The 22,478-nt window shown below is 59.2% G+C and carries 24 protein-coding genes; 11 read left to right on the top strand and 13 right to left on the bottom strand.

All coding sequences use genetic code 11. The features are described from left to right. Positions 1-12 precede the first annotated feature (12 nt). Positions 13-3,264, top strand: a complete 3,252-nt coding sequence (locus VL547_RS06500) for a TonB-dependent receptor (RefSeq protein WP_325576467.1) — start codon at positions 13-15, stop codon at positions 3,262-3,264. 8 nt (positions 3,265-3,272) lie between these two features. Beyond that, the gene (locus VL547_RS06495) at positions 3,273-4,838 is read left to right on the top strand and encodes a RagB/SusD family nutrient uptake outer membrane protein (protein WP_325576465.1); all 1,566 of its coding nucleotides are present in this window, start codon (positions 3,273-3,275) and stop codon (positions 4,836-4,838) included. Here VL547_RS06495 and VL547_RS06490 read toward each other — a convergent pair. Next, positions 4,835-6,823 (bottom strand): ATP-binding protein, encoded by a 1,989-nt coding sequence (locus tag VL547_RS06490; RefSeq protein WP_325576463.1) that lies wholly within the window; start codon positions 6,821-6,823, stop codon positions 4,835-4,837. The genes VL547_RS06495 and VL547_RS06490 overlap by 4 nt on opposite strands. Further along, positions 6,820-7,527, bottom strand: a complete 708-nt coding sequence (locus VL547_RS06485; RefSeq protein ID WP_325576461.1) for a LytTR family DNA-binding domain-containing protein — start codon at positions 7,525-7,527, stop codon at positions 6,820-6,822. Before VL547_RS06485 ends, VL547_RS06490 begins: the two co-directional genes overlap by 4 nt. Positions 7,528-7,566: 39 nt before the next feature. Between VL547_RS06485 and VL547_RS06480 the strand changes: the two genes are divergently transcribed. Genes VL547_RS06480 through VL547_RS06470 form a run of 3 tightly spaced genes read left to right on the top strand, consistent with a single transcriptional unit; the run spans position 7,567 to position 9,850 of the window. Then, on the top strand, positions 7,567-8,319 hold the full coding sequence (locus VL547_RS06480) for a metallophosphoesterase (protein WP_325576459.1): 753 nt from the start codon (positions 7,567-7,569) through the stop codon (positions 8,317-8,319). Then, positions 8,316-9,038, top strand: a complete 723-nt coding sequence (locus VL547_RS06475) for a type 1 glutamine amidotransferase (protein WP_325576455.1) — start codon at positions 8,316-8,318, stop codon at positions 9,036-9,038. Before VL547_RS06480 ends, VL547_RS06475 begins: the two co-directional genes overlap by 4 nt. Continuing rightward, complete coding sequence (locus VL547_RS06470) at positions 9,035-9,850, top strand: glutamate--tRNA ligase family protein (RefSeq protein WP_325576453.1); 816 nt, start codon at positions 9,035-9,037, stop codon at positions 9,848-9,850. Before VL547_RS06475 ends, VL547_RS06470 begins: the two co-directional genes overlap by 4 nt. Here VL547_RS06470 and VL547_RS06465 read toward each other — a convergent pair. From VL547_RS06465 to VL547_RS06435, 7 genes are read right to left on the bottom strand one after another with little or no spacing between them, the layout of a single operon-like run. Next, the gene (locus VL547_RS06465) at positions 9,834-10,397 is read right to left on the bottom strand and encodes a hypothetical protein (protein ID WP_325576451.1); all 564 of its coding nucleotides are present in this window, start codon (positions 10,395-10,397) and stop codon (positions 9,834-9,836) included. The genes VL547_RS06470 and VL547_RS06465 overlap by 17 nt on opposite strands. A 33-nt stretch (positions 10,398-10,430) precedes the next feature. Continuing rightward, a complete protein-coding gene (locus VL547_RS06460) occupies positions 10,431-10,901 on the bottom strand; it encodes a DUF4252 domain-containing protein (protein WP_325576449.1) in 471 nt (156 codons plus the stop codon). After that, entirely contained in the window at positions 10,898-11,413 is a 516-nt protein-coding gene (locus tag VL547_RS06455) for a DUF4252 domain-containing protein (RefSeq protein ID WP_325576447.1), read from the bottom strand. The genes VL547_RS06460 and VL547_RS06455 overlap by 4 nt, the downstream gene beginning before the upstream one ends. 7 nt (positions 11,414-11,420) lie before the next feature. Then, on the bottom strand, positions 11,421-11,879 hold the full coding sequence (locus VL547_RS06450; protein ID WP_325576445.1) for a hypothetical protein: 459 nt from the start codon (positions 11,877-11,879) through the stop codon (positions 11,421-11,423). Then, positions 11,867-12,361, bottom strand: coding sequence for an RNA polymerase sigma factor (locus VL547_RS06445; RefSeq protein ID WP_325576443.1), 495 nt, complete (start codon positions 12,359-12,361; stop codon positions 11,867-11,869). Before VL547_RS06445 ends, VL547_RS06450 begins: the two co-directional genes overlap by 13 nt. A gap of 32 nt (positions 12,362-12,393) precedes the next feature. Continuing rightward, positions 12,394-13,167: a hypothetical protein gene (locus VL547_RS06440; RefSeq protein WP_325576441.1), complete on the bottom strand. Its 774-nt coding sequence runs from the start codon at positions 13,165-13,167 to the stop codon at positions 12,394-12,396. A gap of 8 nt (positions 13,168-13,175) precedes the next feature. Next, positions 13,176-13,769, bottom strand: a complete 594-nt coding sequence (locus VL547_RS06435) for a hypothetical protein (RefSeq protein ID WP_325576439.1) — start codon at positions 13,767-13,769, stop codon at positions 13,176-13,178. A 124-nt stretch (positions 13,770-13,893) separates the two neighbouring features. On the opposite strand from VL547_RS06435, the gene VL547_RS06430 reads away from it, so the two are divergent. Both VL547_RS06430 and VL547_RS06425 read left to right on the top strand, forming a co-directional pair. Continuing rightward, positions 13,894-16,686: a CHAT domain-containing tetratricopeptide repeat protein gene (locus VL547_RS06430; protein WP_325576437.1), complete on the top strand. Its 2,793-nt coding sequence runs from the start codon at positions 13,894-13,896 to the stop codon at positions 16,684-16,686. An 83-nt stretch (positions 16,687-16,769) separates the two neighbouring features. After that, complete coding sequence (locus VL547_RS06425; RefSeq protein WP_325576435.1) at positions 16,770-17,612, top strand: hypothetical protein; 843 nt, start codon at positions 16,770-16,772, stop codon at positions 17,610-17,612. A gap of 8 nt (positions 17,613-17,620) precedes the next feature. On the opposite strand, the gene VL547_RS06420 is transcribed toward VL547_RS06425, so the two are convergent. Both VL547_RS06420 and VL547_RS06415 read right to left on the bottom strand, forming a co-directional pair. Then, positions 17,621-18,238: a hypothetical protein gene (locus VL547_RS06420; protein WP_325576433.1), complete on the bottom strand. Its 618-nt coding sequence runs from the start codon at positions 18,236-18,238 to the stop codon at positions 17,621-17,623. After that, entirely contained in the window at positions 18,228-19,535 is a 1,308-nt protein-coding gene (locus VL547_RS06415; RefSeq protein ID WP_325576431.1) for a cytochrome P450, read from the bottom strand. Before VL547_RS06415 ends, VL547_RS06420 begins: the two co-directional genes overlap by 11 nt. A gap of 29 nt (positions 19,536-19,564) precedes the next feature. On the opposite strand from VL547_RS06415, the gene VL547_RS06410 reads away from it, so the two are divergent. Continuing rightward, positions 19,565-19,972: a helix-turn-helix transcriptional regulator gene (locus VL547_RS06410; RefSeq protein WP_325576429.1), complete on the top strand. Its 408-nt coding sequence runs from the start codon at positions 19,565-19,567 to the stop codon at positions 19,970-19,972. A gap of 66 nt (positions 19,973-20,038) precedes the next feature. Further along, positions 20,039-20,800, top strand: coding sequence for an SDR family NAD(P)-dependent oxidoreductase (locus VL547_RS06405; protein WP_325576427.1), 762 nt, complete (start codon positions 20,039-20,041; stop codon positions 20,798-20,800). Here the strand turns inward: VL547_RS06405 and VL547_RS06400 are convergent. Beyond that, a complete protein-coding gene (locus VL547_RS06400) occupies positions 20,795-21,079 on the bottom strand; it encodes a hypothetical protein (RefSeq protein ID WP_325576425.1) in 285 nt (94 codons plus the stop codon). The two genes, VL547_RS06405 and VL547_RS06400, sit on opposite strands and share 6 nt — an antisense overlap. A gap of 82 nt (positions 21,080-21,161) precedes the next feature. On the opposite strand from VL547_RS06400, the gene VL547_RS06395 reads away from it, so the two are divergent. Together VL547_RS06395 and VL547_RS06390 are read left to right on the top strand one after the other, a co-directional pair. Continuing rightward, positions 21,162-21,311, top strand: a complete 150-nt coding sequence (locus tag VL547_RS06395) for a hypothetical protein (protein WP_325576423.1) — start codon at positions 21,162-21,164, stop codon at positions 21,309-21,311. 169 nt (positions 21,312-21,480) lie between these two features. Beyond that, positions 21,481-21,789, top strand: a complete 309-nt coding sequence (locus tag VL547_RS06390; protein WP_325576421.1) for a hypothetical protein — start codon at positions 21,481-21,483, stop codon at positions 21,787-21,789. On the opposite strand, the gene VL547_RS06385 is transcribed toward VL547_RS06390, so the two are convergent. Further along, entirely contained in the window at positions 21,740-22,477 is a 738-nt protein-coding gene (locus VL547_RS06385) for a hypothetical protein (RefSeq protein WP_325576419.1), read from the bottom strand. The two genes, VL547_RS06390 and VL547_RS06385, sit on opposite strands and share 50 nt — an antisense overlap. Position 22,478 lies beyond the last annotated feature (1 nt).

Raw genomic sequence — 22,478 nt, 5'->3', positions numbered from 1 at the left:
TGCTTGCTGATTATGAAATTAACTGCTATTCTGGTCTTAACGACTTGCCTGCAGGTCAGCGCAAAGGTTTACTCGCAAAAGGTCACACTCTCGCTACGGAACGCATCACTCGGAAAGGTCTTCGGTGAGATCACCAAACAGACAGGATATTCATTCCTGTATACGGACGAAGTACTGGAGGGGGCGCAAAAAGTGGACATAAAAATCACAAACGCCTCCATTGAATCCGTATTGGACCGCTGCTTCAGGGATCAGCCCCTGACCTACTCCATCGTAGAACATACCGTCGTCGTCCAACGAAAACAGGAGAACAATGCCCCGCCCGGAACCGAGGTCCATGGCCAGGTCACGGATACCGCCGGCAGACCGATGGCGGGCGTAACGGTGACGATCGCCGGGACAAGGAAAGGGGTGGCCACGGACGCCGACGGCCGGTTCACCATCAGCGTTCCGGAAAAAGCCGTATTGCACTTCAGCTCGGTGGGGTATGAAGGCGTCGACGTGGCGGTGGCCGACCGGGCGAAGGTCAACGTGATCCTCCGCCCCATCGCCGTGTCGTTGAACGACATGGTGTTTATCGGATACGGCGCCCAACGGCGGAGGGACATCACCTCCGCGATCTCCACGATCAGCGTAACGGACGTAAGCGAACGCCCCGTTGTCAGCGCGGCGGAAATACTGGCGGGCAAATCGCCCGGCACCCAGATTTTACTCCCCTCCGGGAAGCCCGGGTCCGACTTTACGGTCTTTGTACGCGGGATCGCCTCGCTCACGGGCAATACGCAACCGCTGTATGTCATCGACGGCGTCGTATCCTATGATACGCACAGCCTCGACCCGAATACCATCCAATCGATCAGCATCCTTAAAGACGCCTCGGCCGCGGGCATCTACGGCGCCGCCGGCTCGACTAACGGGGTGGTGCTGATCACCACCAAGAAGGGTGTCAAGGGCCGTGCGAAGGTGGAGGTGAACGCGTACACCGGCTCGCAACAGATCACCAAAAAGATCAAGCTCCTCAACAGCCGGCAACTGGCGACCCTGTTGACCGAGGAACAAGTCAACTCGGGCAATACCGGCTTCTCCATACCCGATTCGCTCGTCACCGCCAACAACAACAACTGGCAGGACCTGGTATACCGCAAGGCGCCGATGACGGGTATCAATGCCGGCTTCTCCGGTGGCGGTGACAAAGGCACGTACTATTTCGGTGTCGGATATGTAGACCAGGACGGCATCGCGGAAACCTCCAACTACAAGCGCTATTCGGTCATCCTCAACCTGGAGCAGCAAATGAACGATTGGCTGGGCGTGGGAACCCATATTTCATACAACCGGACGGGCTATAACGACGTGTACGACAACAACCGGGCGCAATACAACGGGTTTGTCCTGAGCGCCTTGAACACGCCTCCCTTTAGCGCCATCTACAACACCAACGGGGATGGGACCTATGGTTTCAGCGCCTTTTCCCAGGCCGTGCCCAACCCGATGGGCGACATCTATGGGACCAACAATTATACGATCGGCAACAATTTGCTGGGTGACGGTCATCTCGTCATAAAGCTACCCTTCGCCCTCAGCTTCCGCTCCCAGTTAGGGGTGACCCTGGAGAACACCTACCAGAGCATTTTCCAGGACCCGCGTCTGACGGAACGCGCCAAACAATTGGCTGGTATCGGCAACTACAACACTGCCGAAGGCTTTCGGTATATCTGGGACAATACGCTGACGTTCGACAAACAGGCGGGCAAGCACGCCATCGACGTCATCGTCGGCTCCAGCGCCTCCAAACAGCACGATCAATCCTCCAACCAGGCTGGCTACGGCTTCCCCAGCCCCGACGTGCAGGTGTTGTCCGCGGCTTCCACGTATACATTGAACCAGTCTTTCGCGGACGCATGGACGCTGGAATCCTATTTCGGCCGCGCGAACTATGCCTACGATGGCAAGTACCTGGCGAGCGCCTCCATCCGCTGGGACGGCTCGTCCAGGCTGGGCATCCGGAACCAATGGGCGAACTTCCCCGCGTTTTCCGCGGGCTGGCGTGTCTCGGATGAGGACTTCTTCAAAAGTGTGCATTTTGTCAGTGACCTGAAGCTAAGGGCCGGATGGGGCGCCACCGGCAACCTGCCCGCGGACCTCTACCCCTCCTTTACCCAGTTGATCGCCGGGAACAACTATGCCTTTAACGACTCTACCATGGTTTCCGGAACGGTGCCCAGCTCCCAGGCGGGCAACCCCGACCTGTTGTGGGAAGAAACCAAGCAATTCAATACCGGTCTGGACATCTCGGTGCTCAACAACCGCCTGAACCTGTCCGCGGACTTTTACGTGAAGCGGACCCACGACCTGATCCTGAGCGTGCCACAGCCACAGTCGACGGGCGTGAGCACCAAGGAGGTCAACATGCCCGGTTATGTGCAGAACAAGGGCTTCGAGTTCATCCTTTCCGCCGACATCTTCCGCGGTCATGGCCTGAGCTGGACAAGCGCCCTGAATATGTCGTTCAACAAGAACATCGTCGAGCTGCCCGCGGGTACCTCCCCCATCCTGACGGGATACATACAGGACATCGGTGGCAACGCGGGCATCGTCAAGAGCGGGCTGCCCCTGGGTTCCTTCTGGGGGTATATCGACGACGGCGTCAATGTCCAGACGGGCAACATCACGTTCAGGGACCTCAACCACGACGGGAAGATCGACCCGGACAACGACCGGGCGTTCATCGGCAGTGCCCTGCCAAAATTTACCTACGGCTTTACCAACCAGCTCAGCTATAAACGCTTTGACCTGAACATCCTGATCGATGGCGTTTATGGCAACAAGATCTTCGATGCCACACGTATGGAGACCGAGGATATGACCGACATGGTCAACCAAACCACCGCGGTCCTTCACCGCTGGAAAAAACCGGGCGACGCCACCGACATGCCCAAGGCCTACTATGGAAGCGCCGCGCCAGCCGGTACCGTACCCAACTACAGCATCTCCACCCGTTGGGTGGAAAGCGGTTCCTTTTTGCGCTTCCGCCAGATAACGCTGGACTACAACCTGGACAGGAAGTGGATCGGGATAGCCGGTATCAGCGGGTTGCGCTTGTTCATAACGCTCCAGAACATGTTTATCATAACGAAGTACAAGGGCTACTCCCCCGAATTGAACGTGACCTCCGGCGCCAACCTGGCCACCCAGGAAGGATTCGATCACGGGACCTATCCGGAGGCGAAGTCGTTCACCTTTGGCCTCAACGTTTCTTTGTAATGATGCGTATGCAACGACGATATTGCCCTTTCCCGACGGCGGACCTCGCGCCCCGGCTCGCGCCCGGCCTCGCGGCCTGCCTTGCACTCGCGCTCGCGCTCGCCGGCCTGAGCGGCTGTAGCAAAAGCTTCTTGAACCAGACGCCCCAGAACACCCTGACCTCCGGCGACTTCAAAAGCGCCGCCGACGCGGAAGCGGCGATCGTGGGTTGTTATTCGCTTATGGCCAACAGCACGTATTGGTATTATAACTGGAATTACCTGATCGACGGCGACGTCCGGTCGGACAACAATTACTCGGGGGGAAGCGCCCCCGACATCGACGGCGTGGATAACTTCACCTCCGTGGCAACCGACAATCAGCCCATATCTGAAGACTGGTACGAGCTGTACATGGATATCGGCGCGACCAACCTGATCCTGGACGACGTGCCGGGCATCACCGATCCCGCGCTGACCGCTACCCGTAAGGCGCAGATCCTCGGCGAGGCAAAATTCCTGCGGGCATACCACTATTCCCATCTTGTCCGGAACTACGGCCCCGTCGTCCTGCAATTGCACACCATCACCGTCGACCCCAATACGCTCAAATCGCGCAGCCCCGTCGACAGCGTGTACGCCCAGATCATACAGGACCTCAAGGACGCCGAGGCCTTCCTGCCGGTCGCCTACAGCGACAACGCCGACAGCCACAGCCGTGCCACGCAAGGCGCCGCCGAAGCCGTCCTGGCAAAAGTCTACGCGCAGACCGGCGACTACCGGGATTGCCTGACCTATTGCGACAAAGTACTGCCCCCGCAGTACGGGGGCGCCGGCGCGGCCGGCTATGCCTTGCTGTCCAACTTCGACTGGCTCTTCGACAGCCAGCATAAAAACAGCGTGGAATCCATCTTTGAATTGCAGCACACCGAGGGTACCCCGGACCATGGGTACGCCCAGGGTCTGATGCTGCCGCCCTCCGTACAGGCACAATACTGGGTCAAGTTTGCGCCGCCGACCCAGGACCTGGTAAGAGCCTTCAAGACCGCCGGCGACATGGTCCGTTACAAGTCCTCCATCACCTGGGAATACAACGGCCCCGGTTCCGCCAACCCCGTCGCCAGTCCGACGCACTACGCGTCCACCGACACCATTCCCTACGTCTGGAAGATCGGCCGTAACTGGCCCGGCGGCTGGAGCGGCGGCAGCGGCGACAACCTCGTCCTCCTCCGCCTGGCGGACATCATCCTCCTGAAAGCCGAGGCGCTCAACGTCCTCGGTCAGACCAGCGACGCCATCCCTTTATTGAACGCCATCCGCGCCCGCGTCGACCTCCCCCCGACGACCGCCGTGTCGCAAACCGACGTCGCCCTGGCCATCCTGAACGAACGCCGTTTGGAGCTGGCCTTCGAAGGCGAACGCTGGTATGACCTCCTCCGTTTCGGCGCCCAATACACGATCGACCTGATGAACGGTCAGGTCGACGGCAAGGGCGTGAGTCTGGGGTACCAGGTCACCGCCAGCAAGCTTTTATATCCCATCCCCCAAAACGACCGGGACAACAACCCGAACCTGAGTCAGAATCCGGGGTATTAAGCAGCGGCAAACCCGAGATGGAATGTCGTCCCCGCGCCGATCTCGGAAGTGACGCTGATGCGACAACCGATCGCCCGCGCGAGGTCCCGGACGATATGCAACCCAAATCCGCGGGAGGATTGGCTGAGCGGCCGGTCCTCCTCGATCGCCCGGAGCTGCTCGTGCGTCATCCCCGGCCCGTTGTCGCGGATTTCAAGGGCGACGCGCCCGCCAGACGCAAATGCCCGGCACTCCACCCGCCCGCCCGGCTGGGCAGCGACGGCGCGGAGCGCATTGGCGGTGAGGTTGTGCAGGATGGTCTTGACATAGTTATCATCTGAATAGAGCGTCAGCTCCCCCTCTTCTACAAACGACAACAAGTTCTCCTGGCCCGCGAAAAATATGGCTAGGTGCCGGAAGAGCGCGCTCACCGGAACGGGGCGCGATTCCGGGGTGAAGCTTTCCATCTGTCCCTTGCTCCAGAGGAGCATCGCCTCCATGCTGCTCAGCAGGCCTTCGGCATAGTCGGCGATCTTTTGCTGGTGGGCGGCGACCTTTGCGGCGTTGAGGAGGTCGGGCTTGGCCCGCTGGAGGTTGATGAAGTTGATAAAACCGGCGATGGGGCTCCGGAGGTCGTGGCTGAGGATAGCGAAGAATTTGGCTTTGACCTTTTCGGCGGCGGCGAGGTCCTTGTTGAGCCGGCGGAGCTGGACGTTGGTGCGCTGCCTGGCGCGGTTCTGGAAGAAAAGCAGCACCCCGATCACGCCCACCAGGCAAAGCCCGACGATCAGGACCAGACGGCGGCGTTTTTCCGCCAGGAGGTTGAGCCGCGTGATCTCGATCTGCTTATCGCGCAGGGCGACCTCGTGTAGCTCCTCCAGCTCTGCCAGCTTGTTCTTGCTTTCCTGGGAGTGAAGGCTGTCCTCTTCGTCCTGGTATTTGTGAAAATTCTCGTAGGCGTCTTTATAATCCCCCATCAGCCCCTGCAACTCCGCGAGCACGCCGGTAAAATAGGCGACTCCGCCGCTGTCCGCCACCTTCCGGCTCATGTCGATGGCTTTGAGCATATAGGTTTCGGCTTTGTGGAGCAATTCCCGGTTGGCGGGCGTATCCGCTGTCGCCAGGGCTTTATAGGACAGCCCGATGTTGCCCGTATTATTGATGGAAATGCTGTGCAGGGGGCTCACCCGGTCCCAGATGGCCTGGGCCCGCAGCTGTTCGGCAAGCGCGTCGGGGACGCGGCTGCGCGTTACCGCTTCGTTGGTATACACCTCGGCGAGGCCGAAGTCATTGCCGACCGCCTTTTCCATGGCGGCCGCCTTGGCATAATAGGTCCTGGCGCCGGCCGTATCGCTGGTTTTCAGGTAGGCGTTGGCAAGCCCGAGATACCCATTGGCGAGACCGGTGGAATCCCTGACCTCGCCATAAAGGCCGATCGCCAGCGTATCGTAACGGATGGCCCTTTGCCAGTCGCTCTGGGCGTAATACAAATCGGAGATGTTGCTGTTGGCCACGGCCGCGAGGCTCTTGTTACCCTTTGCCTCTGCCAGGCTGAGCGCCTGGAAAAAGTATGGCGCCGCCTGGTCGAACCTGGAGCGGTTCATATAGGACACGCCGATGTCGTTGATCGTGGAGATCATCTTGGCGGTGTCCCTGATCGCGATGAATATCGACATCGCCGTGTCGAATTCCTTCAGGGCGGCGTCATACCGGGCCAGGTCGTTGTTCATGCGGCCTGCCAGCGAATGAAAAAAACCGATCCCCTTTTTCCAGTGTATGCTTTCGGTGTAACGGATGGCTTCGCGGGCCCAATAAAGACCCGAGTCCGCCTGGGAGGACGCGTAGAAGTTGCATATGTCGTTATAGACATACCCCCTGGCCGTGTCTTTGGTCACCGGCAGTTTGGCTATCAGCACCGCCGCCTTGTTCTGCGCAACGGCTGCGCCCGCAAAGGCCGTAACCGCAAAGGCCGCGCCCATCAAAAAGACAAGCGGGGGGAACCTCATTCCAGCAGCAATTTTACATTGTCCTTATACTGCCGTCCCACCGGGAGGGGCGTGTTGTACACCGTCACCTGGGAGGGCGTCACCTGCCGGACATAACTTTTTTGCACGGCATAGCTGCGGTGGATGCGGACAAAGGACCGGAAAGCTTCCTCCTTTAGCAGGGCGCCCAGCGGAGAAAGGACGCAGTGTTTTTTCTGGGAGGTGATGATCCCGGTATAATCCTTGAGCGCCTCCAGGTAAAGGATGTCCTGGAGCTTGAGTTTAATATGGTCGTAGCCCTCTTTGATAAAGATCGTGTCCACGTTCAGGGAAAAGTCGTAGAGGTCCGACTTCCGGCGGGCTTCGAGGTACTGCTTCAGCCTCTCCATGGCCGACGCAAAACGGTCAGCCCGGATGGGCTTGACCAGAAAATCGAGGGCCGACCGGTCGAAGGCGTCGACGGCGTATTCGGGATAAGACGTGATAAAGATGCAGGCGGGAATTCCCAGCAGCGACTCCCGGAGCTCGAGCCCATCCATACCGGGCATGTCCACATCCAGGAAAAGCACGTCGGGCTTGCTTTTTCGGGCTTCGCCCAGGGCCTCGTAGGCGGAGGAGCAAATACCCTTTATTTCCAAAAAGGGAAAGCGTTCCACAAAACTGACAGTGGTGAGCCGGTCCACTTCATCGTCGTCGACGATTATGCAGGCGTAGGAAGGTTGCATTATCAGAAAGATACCATTTTATTCCTCATATTTGCCCTGGTGGTCTTACAATACTGCTCCGACCTGCACCTCGAATTCCGCGAGAACAGGGAATTCCTGGAACGTCACCCGCTGATACCCGCGGGGGACATGCTTATACTGGCGGGCGATGTCGTCCCGTTCCGAAGCCAGGGCCGCCACAAGGACTTCTGGGACTTCGTCTCCCGGAATTGGGAGCAGGTCTACTGGCTCCCGGGCAACCACGAGTATTACGATTGGGAAGTAGCCCCCGGACGACTGTCCGACAATAAAAGACCAAATGTACACCTGGTCAACGATACGACCGTTCGCCTCGACGCCGTCCGCCTGGTCTTCACCACCCTCTGGTCCCGGATCGGCCCCGAGAACGCCTGGTCCATCGAGAGGGGGATGAACGACTTCAGCGTCATCCGTTACCAGGGCGGCCGGCTGACCGCCCCGCTCTTTAACGCGCTCCACGATACCTGTCTGGACTTCCTCACGGAAGCCCTCCGGGAACCAAGCGACGTCCCTACCGTCGTCGTCACCCACCACGTACCCACTTTCCGCCATTATCCCCCCAAGTACCTGGGCAGCGCGCTCAGCCAGGCCTTTGCCGTGGAGCTGGGCGGTCTCATCGAGCGGGAGGGCCCCGCCCATTGGATCTACGGACATCATCACTGCAACATAACCGACTTCACCATCGGCGGCACCACCCTGCATACAAACCAGCTGGGTTATGTCGCCTACGGTGAACATCAGGGATTCATCCCTGACAAAGTATTGACGATATGAGAGTGCACTACCTGCAACACGTCTCCTTCGAGAGCCCCGGCTTTATCCTGTCGTGGCTCCAGACCCACGGACACGCCGTAACCGCCACCCCGCTTTTCCAGCCTGACGCCCGGATACCACCCGTAGAAGACATAGACGCCCTGGTCATCATGGGCGGCCCGATGGGCATCTATGACGAGCGGGACCATCCCTGGCTCACCCGCGAAAAGGCCTTTCTCCGCGACTGCCTGGCCGCGGACAAACACATACTCGGGGTCTGTCTCGGCGCGCAGCTCCTGGCAGACGCCCTGGGCGCCCGCGTCCACCGCGCCCCCCACAAAGAGATCGGCTGGTTCCCGGTTCACCCCATGCCCGCCGTCGCCAAGGGTACGACCATGCCCTCTTGGCTCCCCTCCCTTTTCCGGGACCACCCCACCGTTTTCCACTGGCACGGCGACCAGTTCGACATCCCGCCGGGCGCCGCCGACTGTCTCCGCACCGACGCCAACAGCTGCCAGGCCTTCCAATGGAACGCCCGGGTCGTAGGGTTGCAGTTCCACCCCGAAGTCACCCCCGCGTTGCTTGATGACATGCTCACCCACGGCGCCGCCGAGCTCGCGGAGACCGGCCCCTACATCCAAACGCCCGGGGCCATCCGCGCCGGCGCGGAGCACATCGACGAGTGCAACCGGCTGATGGGGACGGTCCTAAAGACATGGCTCGGGGAGGCGGGGTTATGAAAACCCGCCTCGCCCCCACCCCCAGTGGCTTCCTGCACCTCGGCAACGCCCTCTCCTTCGCGCTCACGAAAAGGATCGCGCAGCGCTACGGCGCCGGCGTGCTGCTCCGGATCGACGACATGGACCGCGACCGCGTCAGCGAGGAATACGTACGGGACATTTTCGACACGCTGCAATACCTGGGAATCGATTGGGACGAGGGCCCGGAAAACCTGGAGGACTACAAAGCGGCGTACGCGCAGATACACCGGATGAGCCTGTACGAGCAGGCCCTGCAAAAGCTACGACCGCGTCTCTACGCCTGCGTGTGCTCCCGTGCGCAGCTCCAGCAAAGGGCCTGCGCCTGCAAGGACAAACACATCCCCCTGGAGACGAATGACGTTAACTGGCGGATCGCCACCGACGACAGGGTGCTCACCGTGAAGGAGGCATCGCACGGCGACGGGGTCCGGGCCGCGCTCCCGGAAGACATGCGCGACTTCGTCGTCCGTAAAAAAGACGGCTTCCCCGCCTATCAACTGACGTCGGTCATCGACGACCTGCACTTCAAAACGACCATCATAGTAAGGGGCGAAGACCTGTGGAACTCCACGCTCGCGCAACTTTACCTGGCGCAAACGCTGAACGAGCCCCATTTCGAAAACATAACCTTTTTCCACCACCCTTTACTCACCGACTCCGCCGGTCACAAGCTCTCCAAATCCGCCGGCTCGACGTCCATCCAATCCATGCGGAAAAAAGGCGTACCCGCTGACAAGGTCTATGACCGTATCCATGGAATGCTCGAGGGCATCCTCAGAACTGTCCGCTGAACATCGCCCGCAGACCGCTGGGCGCCGTTTCGAACTTCAGCGTCACCGGGCGGCGGCCCAGATGGGTGGTGAGAAAACGGTGCGCTTCCTCCCTGGACGTCTCGAAAATATTCAGTCCTTCGAAGGGAAGGAGGGCGTCGAAGGCGTATGGGATGGGCCCGCTCCCATGCTCGTCCTGCACCAGACCGCGGCCCCTTATCGGTATGCACTGACCGACGGTGTCCCAATCCCCGAACGTCATGTCGACGGTGTCGAGGAAACGGTCCTCGCCGTTCACGCGGACGGTATGCTCATAGAGATCGAGCTCGATGGCGTCGCCGCTGCAGGAGCGGCCGCTCAGCCCGTTTGGCGAAAATACACCGTCGAAGGTCAGGGCATTGAACATGATGTAGTCGTCTTCCCCCGGGGGGAAAAGCTCGATCCACCAGGTCATGTGGCCATGGGGCTCCAGGATGCCGTACAGGTTTGTCTTCTCGAGGTCGAATGCAACATCGCCGAACTGCAATGTGCCGATGGTTTGTGTCATATCATGGGCAGCGAGGGTCATTTGCGCTACCTATAAGGTACGGATTTCTCCCGATTAGTGCAAGGACCCTTGTATGGTTTCGACGTCGTGCGAAGTGAACTTCCCGTCGATCTCTGCAAAGACGACGCCGTCGTCGTCTCCGCGCATCAGCAGAACCAATTGGCTGTAAATGCCGTCGGATTCCCGGCCCAGCACCTGGAAAAGCTGGTGCCCCTTGCGGACGTTCACCAGGTCGTCGAAGTGACCGTCCCTGAGCTTGCGGGCGAGGTCGGATGCGTCCACGGCCGCGCCGGGTGTCTTTTTCCCGTCGAGGATCAGCAGGCGCAGGTTGGTGACCTTGTCCTTCCACTTCTCATCGGCCGGGGACGAGAAGCTGGTGCTCAACCAGAAGCCCGGGCTGATGGATATCGACCCGGTGAGCGCGTCACTGGACTTGTACTGGTCATAGAACTTGTCCAGGGCGTTTTGCTGTGCGCAGGCGCTGCAGCAGACCATCACGCAGATGGCAGATAATAGTTGTTTCATGGCTTTTTTACTTTTGCGTTTTTGAGTTGGCCCATTCCCTTGATGTCCATGTCGGTACCCAGCCTGGATAACGCATCCAGGTTGATATCCCCGACAAAGCTGATAAACGTGAAGCCCTTTTCGTCCACGGAAATCATCAGCAATTCGTGGATGACCTTCCCGTCTTCTTTTACCATAAACCGGGTGTCGTCGTCCTTGTCACGGACGGTGATCAGGTCTTCGTATTGTGTCCGGTCGATCCGGGAAAGGAATTCCTTATAGAACAGCCGGGGGGTCGTTTCGGTGCTCAGCATCCGGAAGCTCTGGAGCTTCTGCACCGCCTGTCTGACGTCTCCCGAAACCGTATCCCACTTGATGCTGCCCATCAGCTGGAACATCTTCGGGCTCACGGAAACCACGGTAAACCGGCTGTCGTCGAGATATTTTCCAAAAAATTTTCCGATCGCATCGTCCTGGGCAAAGGCGCCATGGCCAATCACCAGCAGCACTACTATTAATAAGCTCGATTTCATAAAAAAATCAGTTTGTAAAAGCCAAATGATAATTGTTGGAAAGACGGGTCATACCGGCCCGGGTCATTTCCTTCCCCTTGTTCATCCGGTTCGACACCACGCGGAGCGCCTGTTGCACGGCGGCAAAAGCCTGGGCGGGGTCCTGGTAGGTGTCAGTGACCGGAGGAGCGGCAGGGCGCGTCAGCTGCATCACCAGGCAGACCCCCACAACCGCCGCCGCCGCGTACATCCATCCGCGATGATACAATCGCCGTACCGGCGCCTGCAACCGCGCCATCATCCGCTCGTCGAAGTCCGGCGGGAGCGTGACCGCCACGGGCTCGCCGAAGTAGCCAAATACCGCCCGGTACTCCCGGAGCGAAGGGTCGACCGACGACCCGCGGAAATACGCCCGCAGCCGTTGCTCTTCCTCCAGGCTTGTCTCCGCCTGCCAGTATTTCTCCAATAATGCTTTTATATCTTCCATAGCGTATTTTTTACGGCCGTCCGCGCGCGGTGCAGGTATACCTTGACCTGCTCCATGCTGAGGTCCAGCGCCCCGGCTATTTCCTGGTAGGTCAGGCCTTCTACTTCGCGGAGCTGCATGACCAGGTATTGTTTTTCGGGGAGGGCTTCCATCGACTTCCGGATTTCAGCGGCGACCTCCCGGTCCAATAAGACCTGTGATGGATCCCGTTCCGCGCCCGGCAGCCCGGCCAGGGCTTCCACCTCCACGTACCGCCCCCTCCTGCTCCGCAACTTCTCCAGGCAGTGGTTCCGCATCGACGTCATGCAGTACCCTTCCAGGTTCTCCCATCTGTCCCACTCCCCCCGTTTGGCCCAAATCTTCACCATCACGTCCTGGACGGCATCCTCCGCCTCAGCCGCGTTCTGTAACAGCCGGCAGGCAAACCGGAACAGTTTGTCCTTTAAAGGCAAAACGCGATGCGTGAAGAGTTCCAAAGACATGTCAGGAGGATGACGGGAAAACGGGAAAAAGGTTACAACAATTCCTGTAAAATTTTCCGGGCCCTGTCCTGGTAGGGGTTGGGCCGGCGGCTGAGGTTGTCTGCCAGGTTATGTACCGCCGCACGGTCGCCCTGCCAGAGCGCGGCAAGGAGGCTGTACCACTGGGCGGTATTGGTGAGGGCGTCCGGGGGGGACGTCCAGGCAGAGTCCAGGTAACGCCGGGCCCGGCCGGGTTGTTTTTCTTCGAGCAGGCACAACCCCTTGTACAATTGCATATACCGCTGCAACCGGGCATTTTTGGAGCCGCCCGCGTCCAGGACCTGGTAATCGACGGGCTTGGCGTCTAGGACGTCGGCATACCGGCCGCGTCGGTATTGGTTATAATAATAACTTACTTCCACCGGGTCTTTGGCCGATTCGTACGGTTGATAATACCGGGCCGCGAGAACGGGATCGGTCGCCCGCAGGGTATCTGGCCGGGCCGGCGCCACGACCCGGGTGGTATCGGACGCGACGGCCGCCACGGACCTGGGGGGCGTGCGATCCACCGTAACGATGTAAACGCCGACCGCCACGGCCACCACGGCGGCGGCCACGGCAGCCACACGATAGGGAAATGTCCGGCGCACGGGCGCGGCGGAAGGGGTTGCCGGCGTGAACAGGGCGGCCATTTCCAGCTCCTGCTCGAACAACGCGCGCAACGCCGCGTCCCCGGATACATCCCGCATGAATTCCTCTTCCCCGGCCGGGCTCATCTTCCCGTCCAGGTAGTCTGCAATCCTTATCAAATACGCCTCTTCGTCCATATCCCCTATTAAAATTGATGCACAATGCTACGCCAAAGCTCCGCAAAACGCCTGCCGCAGCGACTCACCATCTTGATCGAAGACGCCCGGTCGATGCGTTTGCGCACGGCAATGGCGTCGTGGCTCAGACCTTCTATGTATCGCCAGGTCAGTAGCTGGCGGCAGTTCTCACCGATCTTTTCGAGCGCCTGGCGCGTCCTGAGAGAGAACGCCTCGTCCGTGGGCGACTCTGCCCCCATAGGGGAGCGCCCGTATTCATTTTCCACCCGGACACGCCTCAGCTCCTTGCCCAGCTCCCGGAGATAGCCCCTCTTGAACATCACAAAAAACAAACCCGTATACTCCGGGCTCCCGACGATCAGCGAACCATCCGCCAATTTCCGGACAAAGGTTTCCCAGGTCTGGAGGAAAACGTTCTCGGCGAGCTCCTCCAGCAACACAGGCGGGATCGAGGCCTGGGCAAATACGACCCTCCGGAAAAAAGAAGCCTTATGCAACCTGCTGAGGCTGGCCAGCATGTGTTGCATCCCTTCTTTATCCCCTTGCCGGCAAATCCTGACCGCCGTCTCGGTCGTTAAATAGTACTCCGGGTCTTTTTCCATTCCTGGCAAGGCCGCTATGCGACCGGCCAGGGCAATATAATCAAAAACAAGTGCCCAAAATCCGGGAAAAATCTACCGGAGCTTAGGGGATTTTTTGCCGGAATTCTTAATACATTGGATGACGATGTTTCGTTGGTTGATCTTACCTCTGACCATACTGTTTGGCGTCACCGACTGCCGGGGACAGTCCGATACCCTCTGTTTCCGGGAGATGAAAGTCTTTATGGATAGCTGTTTTCACTTCATCAACCAAAACCGGTTCGACCGGGCGATCCCCTATGCACAGCGTATGGAGCCCTTTTATGGCGGCGTCGGGGGCGATAGTATGAAACTCGCGGGCACCTATTACCTGGAAGGGGAGCTATACCGTCTCCTGGAGCGGCATGAATCCGCGCTGGACCGCTTCCGGCGCGCGGTCGACCTCTATAGCCGCCTCGACCCGAAGCCAAACGACCCCGGCAACCGCGGTCAATACGCCCTTTCGGTCTCGCGCATGGGTCACGTCTACCTGTCTTACGGGGACCAAACGGACGGGGAGCTGTACCTGAAAAAAGCCCTGCCGCTCCTGCTGCGGTTCAATATGATGGGCCAGTATGCCCAGGACCTGCTGTCGGTAGGCGGCATAGCCAGCGATCGCGGCAACTACACCGAAGCGCTGGCCTTGAACGAAAAGGCCATGTCCATCCTGGACACGCTCCCGACCTCTCCTTTTGGCCGCTACCTCCAGTTGAGCATTCACAACAATGAGGCGATGATATATGCCGAGGAAGGCAATGGGCAAAAGGCCCTGGCAAACATGCGGGCGTCGCTTCGGTTGTTGAAGACCATCGACCTCCGTGACCCGGACGCCGGATTTTATGTCAAGGACGATTACGTACCGATCCTGATGAACGCGGCCGACACCTACTTCGTCAATGGCATGGACGACAGCGCGATGGTGGAATGCAGGGCAGCGGACAGCCTGATAAGGGTGATGCCAAGGGGCCGCTGGATGACCTACCTCTCCCAGGAAAGGGCCATCTATGCCGAAAAGAAGGGCCGCCTGGACGAGGCCATCGAACTGATGCGACAGGGCATCAGGATTGGCGATACCGCGGGCGTCCGTCCGGACAACCTCGACCAGCTGCATACCTTATTGGGCAGCTTGTATAATGAAGCCGGCCGCTACGGGGAGGCCGATTCCCTTTTCCGTATCGACATGACCGGTCTGAGACGTCGGGGTTTGACGTATTCCTATTTTTTCCGCCAGGATATGTTTGGCTTGTGCACCAGCCTGGTCGCACGCGGGAGCTACCAGGAGGGCACCGACAGCCTTGTCGCGCTCAGCCGGATGACGCTGGACCAATTGCACCGGAACACTGCCGGGCTGTCGGAGTCCGAGCAGGTCAAGTTCAAACAAGGCCTGGAGCAATTGCTCGACCTCTTGTATACCTGCCTCTCGCAGGGACACTACCGGAGCAAGATACTCAGGGATACCTACCTGCTGGAGCTGGAGCAGAAGAACCTGGTCCTGAATGGCGAAGAGTCGGTACTTGCGGCGGCCAGGAGGTCCGGCGATACGGTCTACCACGCCTGGCTGGCGAACCGGCAGGTACTTTCCCAACAGTACGGGTTGCCTTTAAACCACCGCCAGTTCCAGCTCGACAGCCTGGAAGCCGCGGGCGAGGCCTGGGAGAAAAAGCTGAACACGCACCCCGGCGCATTTGATAACCGTTATCGCGGGTTGCCGGTGCTGCCGCCCGGGTCGGCCACCGTGGAATTCCTGGGCTTCCATCCGTGTCACGGTCGCCAAAGCGACAGCGTCGTTTATGCCGCCTTCGTGCTGCGCTCGGGTGACACGCTCCCCACATTCGTGCGTCTTTGCAACGAAGAGACGTTGCATCGCCTCCTGACGAGCGTACCGGACGAGGACCAGCTCACGGAGGTCCTCTACGACGGCCGCCACCGCCAGGGCCGGACCCTCTATGATTTGGTGTGGCGGCCGCTGGACCCCTTGCTGGCGGGAACGCCGGACGTGTCCTATTCACCCGCCGGCCTGCTGAACAATATTTCTTTCCAGGCGATCTTTACCGGTCGCGACTACCTGGTACACCGGTACCGTCTCCACCGCTACCTCGATCTGGCCGACCGGTCCCGCACCTCTCCCGGTCCACCAGAGCGGATCAGCGTCTGGGGCAACATCGACTACGACTCGGCGGCCTATAGCCAGGAGGAGCCCTCCGAGGCTATGGCGCTGGAAGCCGAAGCCGTGCGCAAGGATATGGGTTCCGGCCGTATGTCGCGCCTGGGCGCCGGCGAGGTCACCGGCTTACAAGCCGTTTTTGCCAAAAAAGGCGTCGCCTTCACCAGCGTACAAGGCGCCCGGGCCACCGAAGAGCGCTTCAAACAGGAGGCCGCGGACTGTAGCGGCGTCCTGCATGTCTCGACGCATGGCTTCTATACCCCCTTCCGGAAGGATGCGGAGCATACGAGCCAACCCGGGCTCTTTATCGCCGCCACCGTAAACCCCTTGTTCCGTTGCGGGATCGCCTTTGCGGGCGCCAACTTTTACTGGCTCCGGGGCGTGCCCCGGACCAACCGGGAAGACGGCATCCTGACCGGGTACGAGATAGAACAGATCGACCTGCACCGGGTCCAGCTGGTCACCCTGAGCGCCTGTGAAACCGGTTTGGGGGACGTCACCGAGAACGAAGGCACGCTGGGGCTCCAACGCGCCTTCCGGCTGGCGGGGGTGCGCCTGCTGCTGGTGAGCCTGTGGCAGGTGCCCGCGCGGCAGACGTCGGAGCTTCTCTCCCTCTTCTACGCAGGGTGGCTGGACGGGAAGGATCCGGGGGCCGCGCTGCAGGACGCCGAGAATGCGCTCCGCGCCAAGGGCTACCCACCCTATTATTGGGCGGGCTTTGTCCTGATCGAATAAGCTCCCCACGCAATAATTTAATTTTCCCGGCCGGTAGATTTTCGTCCCCGTGGCGGTACTCTTCTATAAACGTACTGCTCGTGATGCAAAAGATACTAGTCGTCCTCGGCTGCGCCGGCATGTTGCTGACCGCCTGTTCCAAAACCAACAACAATAACAACGGCGGTAACGGCAGCGGCGGCAACCCCGGCGGTCCCAGCGGGTCCACCGACCGGATCAGGCAGATCACCCTTATTACGCCCATCGGCAGCCGGAACGACACGGGCTATCAAAACTTCGTCTATGACGCCCAGGGACGCTGTACGCAGTACACCCAAAACAATGGGACCGGCCCCGTCACTACGTATACCTATGGTACCAACACCGTGACGTCGGATGGGGGCGGCTTCGAGACAAAATACTTCCTGAATGCCTCCGGTAATGCGGACAGCGCCTACCAGGCGCCATTCGGGGCGACGGTGACCCTACCACCCGGTTCAGGCTCTTACATATATAAGTATTTCTATAACGGCTCCGGCTATCTCGTCAAACAGCAGCAATTCCAGGTCAATGACGACGGCTCCACCACGGAACAGGAAGCGGAAACCTTTACGATCTCCGGCGGCAACGTCACCCTCGTCACCGACAGCGCCAGTCAGGCCAGTATATCGCTTACCTATACCAACCAGACGACCACCACGCAGCCGCTGCCCCCGGACCCGCTCGTCGGCGCCGCGCTCTCCTTCCTGAACGCCGGGCCCTCGGTCACCCTTTTTGGCAAGGGGAACGCCAACCTGCTGGCGGTCTTCCCCGAATCCATCGGGAACACGACCACGAACATCAAGCTGACCTACCAGCTGGACAGCCAGGGGCGGATCAGCAAGACCTTGGAAGACACCCCGGCAGGGGCGAGCGGACCGGCAACCGTATATTATACGTACTACTAACGGATCCGCTACGAATCCCCTTCCCACACCCGCCGCCTGGAACCGTCGTACCGGTAGATGCGCCAGTCCTTCCCGGCCGTCCTGAACAAGAGGGCGCGGAGGTCCCTTGGGATAAGGATCTTCCACCAGGTGGCGCCGCCATAGTCCCTGTACAGCCCCGCCCTGGCCAGCACGTCGTAGGTCGCCGAGGCGCACCGCATCCCCATGGTGGCATAGTCGTAGGGTGTTTTTTTAAGGTATTGCCGGGCGAGGCTGTCGATCCGCCGTTTTTGGCCGGGGGTGATGGGGATCGCGAACACCACCCGTTTCAGGTCCGCTATCACATAATGGTGCGGCGGGAAGGTCTGCCACATCCCATAGACCGTTTTGATCTCGAACTTCGAGCTGTACTGCTTGTGCGGGAAAAAGTGACAGGGGTATTCGGTGGACCGGAAGCTGAGCACGCTGTCATCCCCGATCTCCATGGCCACGTGGCCGCCATAGATACCGCCGAACCACCTGGGCTCCGTTTTCTCGTACTTCTTCGCCGGCCGGGAGCCGTAGATAAACATGATACGGAGCGTATCCTGCGCGCGCAGGCCTATACAGGTTATCAGGCATATCACCGTAAGACAGCTAGCGCGCATATAATTTTACGATTACTTCGGATGGCCGCAATGTAATCAATGGCCGCAGCTGCGGCGTCTGGCCCGTCGGTTCGAGTCTGTTTTTTTCAAAAAACAAACGTAGGAAGATGGCCATTTCGGCCATGGCGAACCCGTTCCCGATGCAAAGCCGCGGTCCGCCGCCAAAGGGGAAGAAGGCCTTGTTTTTCTTTTCTCCTAAAAACCGCTCCGGTTCAAAGGCGTCCGGACGGTCCCAAAAGGCCGGGTTCCGGTGTACCCCATAAAAATAGGGAATGATGATCGTGCCTTTGGGATAGGTAAAGGCGCCATAACCGTCGTCGGTGAGCGCCACGCGTTCGGTCATCCAGGCCGGCGGGAACACCCGCATGCCCTCATTGATGACCGCCGCCAGGTATTCATCCCGGGGGCTCTCGTATATATCGCCGGTGAGATTCCCGATCCGGTCTTGTATATCCCGCCGCGGCGCCAGCTGGTAACACAGCCAGGACAGGGCGTTGGCCGTCGTCTCGTGTCCGGCGAAAAACAGGATCATGATCTCGTCAATCAACTGCCCGTCCGCCATGGGTTCGCCGGTGTCCTCGTACCGCGCGGCCAGGAGCATGTCGAGGAGGTCATGGTGGGCCCCGCCGGAATCACGGCGGTCCTTAATGATCGATTCGATGACGAACCTGATGCGCTGCATCCGATCAGACATCCGGCGATCCTTACCCGTCAGGGGATAGAGCGCGCGTTGGAACGGCTGGTTTACCTCTCTCATCAGCAGGCCCTGGACATCGGTGAACGTGCGTCGGAGCTCCTCTTTTTTTTCGTTTTGTATTTCCAGGTCGAACAGGGAATGAATGAGCAGCTCGAAGCTCAACCGGTGCGCCAGCGGGTATATATCGACGGTCGCGTCGCGTGGGAGACTCGTAAGAAAGACGTCGGTCGTACGTACGAGGATATCATACAGGCTCCGTATTTTCTCCCGGTGAAAACCGGGTTGGATAAGCCGCCGTTGCTGCAACCAGTGGTCGCCGTTACTGAACAACAGTCCCCTGCCAAAGAAAAACGCCGCACGGTCCGCGCTCAGTTCGGATTTATAGTAGTTGGTGTGATTATCCTTGAGTATGTATTGTACGAATCCCGGGTCTTCGGTTACGATTACCCGCCTCCTTTGAGGTAGTCGGGCGGAATACGTCCCACCGAATTTCCGTGTGTTCCGGGAAATCGTCCGGATGGGGTCCCGGAGAAAACGGGGCGCCCACAAAATGGTTTGGGCCAGGTTATATCCGGGAGGCAGACGGTAGGCGGAGGGCATCCCTAAATTTATGTATCTTTAGCCAGCCTATGACCCCCTCGACCCAAAAATTGCTTCCCCGGCCGCACGAGATCACCGCGGCCTTTCACCGGGAGCTGGATATACACCTTGCGGACATCGTTTCCGGCAGGGAACGCCGCATGTTCGAGATCCGCGACTTTGCCGCCATACTGCACATCCACCCCACCCACCTGACCAATACGATCAAACACGCCACCGGCCGGACCCCCTGCGATTTCTACGAAAGCCGCATCCTGGAAATCGCCAAACAACTCCTGACCGAAAGCAACGTCCCCATCAACGAGGTCGCTTATACCCTCACCTACGATCCGTCGAACTTCACCAAGTTTTTCAAACGCTTCGCGGGGGTTACGCCCAAGCAGTTCCGCGAGCAGGTCGTTTCCGACCGCCGGAAGTCGGCGACCCTCGCCATTTAAACTGAAACAGTCACCATTTTTCCAGGCGTCCGCCAGGTACCTTTGTGTCCTAAAACCTCTATAGACATGGCACAAAACAACATCGCCCTGGTCACCGGCGGCAGCCGTGGGTTGGGCAGGGATATGGCGCTCGCGCTGGCGCGCAAGGGATTGGATGTGATACTCACTTATCGTACCCAGGCCGGGGAAGCGCAGGAAGTGGTCGGCCTTATCGAACAGCTGGGTTGTAAAGCGGTAGCGCTTCCACTGGACGTTAGTAATTCGTCCACCTTTGCCGCCTTTTTCGCGTCGGTCGCCGCCACTCTCCGCGACACCTGGCAGACGTCCACCTTCCAGTTCCTCGTCAACAACGCCGGTATCGGCATCCACGCGGCCTTCGCCGAGACGACCGAGGAACAGTTCGACAACCTCGTCCGGATTCAGCTCAAGGGTCCCTTCTTTCTAACCCAGCACGCGCTGCCCCTGATGGCGGACGGCGGCGGTATCGTCAACATCTCCACCGGACTGGCCCGGTTTGCCTATCCCGGTTACTCCGCCTATGCCAGCATGAAGGGGGGAATAGAAGTGCTGACGCGCTACCAGGCCGTCGAGCTCGGCTCCCGTAAAATTCGTGTGAACACCGTGGCCCCCGGCGCCATTGCCACCGATTTCGGCGGCGGCGTGGTACGGGACAACGCCCAGGTCAACGCCCGGATCGCTTCCGTCACCGCGCTGGGTCGCGTCGGCCTGCCCGAGGATATAGGCTCCGTGGTCGCCTTCCTGTGCACCGATGACGCCCGCTGGATCAACGCCCAACGCATTGAAGTTTCCGGAGGGCAGCAGTTATAGCAACGACTTGGTAATGTCTTTCCACTCCTGGGAAATGGTTTTTTCCGGGATGCCCTTGCCCGCGCGGTGATACCAATACCCCGCGTTCTTTATATCGCCCTCCTGGCGATGCAGGAACGCATGTATATGATACGCCGTCTTTGTCTCTACGTCCTGGATGATTTCGTGCGCCCGTGTCCATTCGCCCTTGCCGGCGTACCACAGCGCCTTCAGCGGCTCCGTCAGGTCCGTAGGTGGAGTGGCCTCCCTGGTCGATTCTGTAAATTGTTCGATCGTCATTTTTCCGGATTGTAGGTGAACATACAGGAAATTACGAATTCCCGGCATAACATTGGAATTTTACTCCCGAAACGGAGGGACTATGATACGCAAGTTGAAATCCGGGGAGTTCAGGATCTACTCCCGTAAGAAAGACCCGAAAACCAATAAGCGCCGCAACCTCGGTACCTTCGGGTCGCTGGAAGACGCAAAAAAACATGAGCGGGAAATACAATATTTTAAAAAAGGCTGATCCCGGCCGCTGGCTAATCAGCAAGGCGTTTAAGTGACCGGGCTGTGGAAATCCATCCCCACACGCGGCGTTTTAACAAATTGCTATTTTTTAGTTCGCTATACATGACAAAAAAACAGTTTTATTCCTTTGACGCCGCGGTGGTAATTTACTATATCAAGAACTGTGTATGGTGGAAATTATCGGAGCCGGAGTCCTTTTTTTATTGCTGCTTGTCGTTCTCGGATCCGTGTGGGTAGTGCGGAGCAGGAACACCCGTCTCGACCGGGCGTACCATGAAGCGCTCCACGCGGAAAGCGTGGAAGACTATGTCCGGGCCACCGAGCTTTTCCAGGCCATCCTCGACCGCTACAGCGGTGTCCTCGACGAAAAGATCAAGGCGCAGATCAAAGCGCGTATCGACACCATGCGCTACCAGAAAGAATACCTCAAGCGATTTGAGGAGCGGGCGAAGCAGACGATCGTGCGGCCATCCTGATTATTCCTTCACGTCTTCCGATCGCCTGGAACAATCCATGCGGCGTATTTTTAATGACAAGCTGCCGCCGCGACGGTAACCTGTTATAACCGATCGGTATGCCGCACCAGGTCACGGGATACGGCACCGGGTCGATGTTTTCGACGAGTGTAAAAATCCCCACCGCAAAGTCCGCGCAATTGAAGTCAGCCAGGCGATAGTCGCTTTGCGCATTCTCCAGCGCCATTCCCCTTACGTTTTCGAATTCCGTTGCCGACATCGACGTTTTGAGGGACGCGTGCGCCACCGTCCGGCGGTTGTTCCGGATACAGGACGGATACGCCTTGAGAGGGTCCCGTGGGGACAATCGTCCCGCCGGGTAGAATCCGAAAGCCTCGAATACCGAGTCCCGTTCATTCGTCTTTTCGATACGAATAAAACAATGCCCCGCCTTCATGCCCCCCGAAAAATTCATCGACGCGGCGGGATTGCCCTTTACCGGCAGGGTCGCGCACAATTCGATGGTGTAAGACGCGCCGGCGTCGGGGATTTTATCAAAGGACGCGAAGAGGCCCTTGAGGTCGATGCCGCGGCGCTTGCCGCGATTTTTCGCCTTGCGTTGCGCCGTCGTCCCGGCCCCGGCTTCCGTTGCAGCCCACGGCGCCGCCTCCCGGGGCGCCGGCCCCGGCTTCATCGTTGCGATGTCCATA

Source organism: Dinghuibacter sp., from assembly GCF_035492835.1.
Classification (GTDB): Bacteria; Bacteroidota; Bacteroidia; order Chitinophagales; family Chitinophagaceae; genus Dinghuibacter.
This window is presented reverse-complemented; position numbering and strand designations above follow the sequence as displayed.